Source organism: Desulfobaculum sp. (genome assembly GCF_054921475.1).
The window spans coordinates 1-3,037 of record NZ_JBUDSW010000343.1 but is presented as its reverse complement, the minus strand read 5'-3'; the positions used below and the strand labels follow the sequence as shown (position 1 = coordinate 3,037).

Below are 3,037 nucleotides of genomic sequence, written 5' to 3'. Positions count from 1 at the left end.
CAACACAGGAGGAACCGATGCACATCGAACGCATAACACGCGGCGCAGCCGGATTCATGATTCTTGCCTCACTGGCCCTCAGCCTTGCCCACAGCCGGTGGTGGCTCCTGCTCACCGCCTTTGTGGGGGCCAATCTGCTGCAGTCGGCCTTTACGGACACCTGCCCGCTTATGGCCATCCTGCGCCGCAGCAAGAAGGCGCAACAATGACCAGCGCCCCCAAGCACCACCGCATCACGCATCACCGCGGGGCGCTGTGCGCCTTTGTGGGCGCATTGCTGGGCAGCCTTATCCTCGCCGCCCTGCACTCCAGCTGGTGGCTCACCGTCACCACGGTGGCCAGCCTTGCCCTTATGGACGCCACCGTGCGAAAACGCCCGGCTGCCGCACCTTTGCGCATCCGGCCCCGGCGCAGCCAGCCCGCACGCCGGAATTCTTGACCTTTTCCCTCATTCGGGCAACATGCTAAGACGAATCCGCCGCCCCAAAGCGGCCACGCCCAAGCATCACGAGGAGACGTCATGCGGCCTTCATCACACCTTCTGTCCCTAGTCACCGTCCTTTTCGGGCTGTGCCTTCTTTCCGCCTGCTCGGATGACATCACGCCGGGGCACGGGACCTCTCCCGTCACGGTTACCCCGCCGCAGCACACAGCCACCGCCGAGCAGCGCACCATAGACGAAACCTACGAAGCCGTCGGCACCGTCCGCCCCCGCACAGAAACGCGCATCGAGGCGCAGGTCACAGGCCGCATCCGGTCCATGAAGGTGACGGCAGGCGACTTGGTGGAGCGCGGCACCGTGCTGGCGGAGCTTGATGACAGGGAATACGTCGCCCGCATGGAGCAGGCCAAGCAGGCGCTGGCGTCCGCCATGTCCGCACGCGAGCAGTCGCGCCAAGCCATCAATGAAAGTCAGGCCGCATTCTCCCGCGCGCAGTCGCAGTACCGCCGCTCCAAACAGCTGTTCGAGGAAAAGGCGATCTCCTCGCACGAGCTGGAGGCCGCCGAAGCCGACTTTCTGCAGACCGAGGCCCGCCTTGCGCAGGCCCGCGACGGCCTCTCCGCCGCCCGCGCCAAGGTCAAAAGCGCGCAGCAGCGCCTGGAGGAAGTGGAAATCGCTCTGGAATACACCGTCGTCCGCGCGCCCGAGGCCGCCGAGGTGGCGCGGCGCATGGCCGAACCCGGCGACCTTGCCGTACCGGGCAAGCCGCTGTTCATTCTGCAAAGCGCGGGCAACACCGCCGGCGCCCTGCGGCTGGAAGCCCACGTCCGCGAGAGCCTTATCGGCGCGGTGCGCGTTGGCCGCACCATGCGCGTGGCCCTCGCCCCCCTTGATGCCGAAGTGGACGGCATTGTGGAGGAAGTCGTCCCCGCCGCGGACCCCACCACCCGCACCTTTCTCGTCAAGGTGAGCCTGCCGCCCGTTACGGGGCTGTATCCCGGCATGTTTGGCCGTTTGCTGGTGCCCTCCGGTTCGCGCACGGTCATCCTTGTGCCCCGCGCGGCCATAACGCGCGTGGGCCAGCTGGAGGCCCTCACCATCCGCGACGGTGATGCGTGGCATTCCATCTATGTGAAGACCGGTGACGACCACGGCGACAGGGTCGAGATTCTCTCCGGCCTGCGCGACGGCGACGAAGTGGCCCTGCCCGGAGGCGGCAATGCCTCCTGAGTCTTCCGCTCCCAAGCCGCAGGACGCACCGCGCGGGCTTATTGCGGCCATTGTGAACACCTTTCTGGAAACGCGGCTGTCCATCCTTCTTGTCATTGCGGCCTTTGCCCTTGGCACCGCCGCCGTGCTCATCACCCCGCGTGAGGAGGAGCCGCAAATCGTCGTCCCCATGGCCGACGTGCACGTGCAGGCTCCCGGAGCCAGCGCCGAAGAGGTGGAAAAGCTCGTCACCACGCCCCTGGAGCGCCTGCTGTGGCAGATTGACGGCGTAGAGCACGTCTACTCCACATCCCGGCGCGACTCCGCCATGGCCACCGTCCGCTTCCACGTGGGGGAGGACCGCGAAAAGTCCCTCATCAAGCTGCACAACGCCATCCTGATGAACCGCGACCTTGTCCCGGCCATCGTCACGGGCTGGCTGGTGAAGCCCGTGGAGATTGACGACGTTCCCATCGTCACCATCGCCCTCTATTCGGACCGCTACGACGACCACCAGCTCCGCCGCATGGCCGAGGAACTCCACGCCCGGCTGGCGGCAATTGACGACGTCTCCCGCGTGACCATCACGGGCGGCCGCCCGCGCGAGGTGCGCGTAGAGCTGGACCCGCAGCGCATGGCAGGCTTTGGCATTTCTCCCGGTGCGGTCCGCACGGCCCTTGGCGGGGCAGACACCGCCGCCACCGCAGGGACCATCGACCGCGCCAATACCAGCCTCACCGTCCGCACCGACGCCTTCCTCACCTCCGCGCGCGAGGTCGGGGACGTGGTGGTCGGCGTCTTTAACGACATCCCCGTGGCCCTGCGCGATGTGGCTACCGTCATCGACGGCCCGGCAGAGGCCGAAACCGCAACGCACATCGGCTTTTCCGTGCGCGCGGAAGAAGAACGCGCCATCCCGGATGCCCAGCGGGGGCAGCGCTCCCCCAGCGTCACCCTTGCCGTCGCCAAAAAGCAGGGCACCAACGCCGTCACCGTGGCGCGCGACGTCCACCGCCGCATGGCGGACCTTGCGCGGGACGTGTTGCCCGCTGGCGTCTCGTGGGAAGTCACACGCGACTATGGGCGCACCGCGCAGGATAAGGTCAACAACCTGCTGACCTCGCTTGGGCTGGCCATCGTCCCGGTGGTGGCCCTCTTGACCTTTACCCTTGGGCGGCGCGAGGCCGCGGTGGTCGCCCTTGCCGTGCCCGTCAGCTTTGCGCTGGCGCTGTTTGTGAACCACCTGCTGGGCTACACCATCAACCGCGTGACCCTTTTTGCCCTCATCCTGTCGCTGGGCCTTGTGGTGGACGACCCCATCACCAACGTGGACAACATCCAGCGCCATATCCGCCTTGGGCGGCTGGACCCGCGCCGCGCCACGCT

The 3,037-nt window shown here is 67.0% G+C and carries 4 protein-coding genes; all 4 read left to right on the top strand.

Annotation, left to right across the window (positions count from 1 at the left end; genetic code table 11):
* Nucleotides 1-209, top strand: a 209-nt coding sequence (locus ACY69P_RS15630; RefSeq protein ID WP_462328150.1) for a YgaP family membrane protein, incomplete at its 5' end; no start/stop codon positions are given.
* On the top strand, nt 206-439 hold the full coding sequence (locus tag ACY69P_RS15625) for a hypothetical protein (RefSeq protein ID WP_462328149.1): 234 nt from the start codon (nt 206-208) through the stop codon (nt 437-439). The genes ACY69P_RS15630 and ACY69P_RS15625, both read left to right, overlap by 4 nt.
* 81 nt (nt 440-520) lie before the next feature.
* On the top strand, nt 521-1,672 hold the full coding sequence (locus ACY69P_RS15620; RefSeq protein WP_462328148.1) for an efflux RND transporter periplasmic adaptor subunit: 1,152 nt from the start codon (nt 521-523) through the stop codon (nt 1,670-1,672).
* Nucleotides 1,662-3,037 (top strand): efflux RND transporter permease subunit (locus ACY69P_RS15615; RefSeq protein WP_462328147.1); only part of this gene is annotated, 1,376 nt, incomplete at its 3' end. The genes ACY69P_RS15620 and ACY69P_RS15615, both read left to right, overlap by 11 nt.

Bases quoted from the DNA above. Each gene is read 5' to 3' on its own strand.
- ACY69P_RS15625 (WP_462328149.1), top strand. From the start codon at position 206: ATGACCAGCGCCCCCAAGCACCACCGCATCACGCATCACCGCGGGGCG.
- ACY69P_RS15620 (WP_462328148.1), top strand. From the start codon at position 521: ATGCGGCCTTCATCACACCTTCTGTCCCTAGTCACCGTCCTTTTCGGG.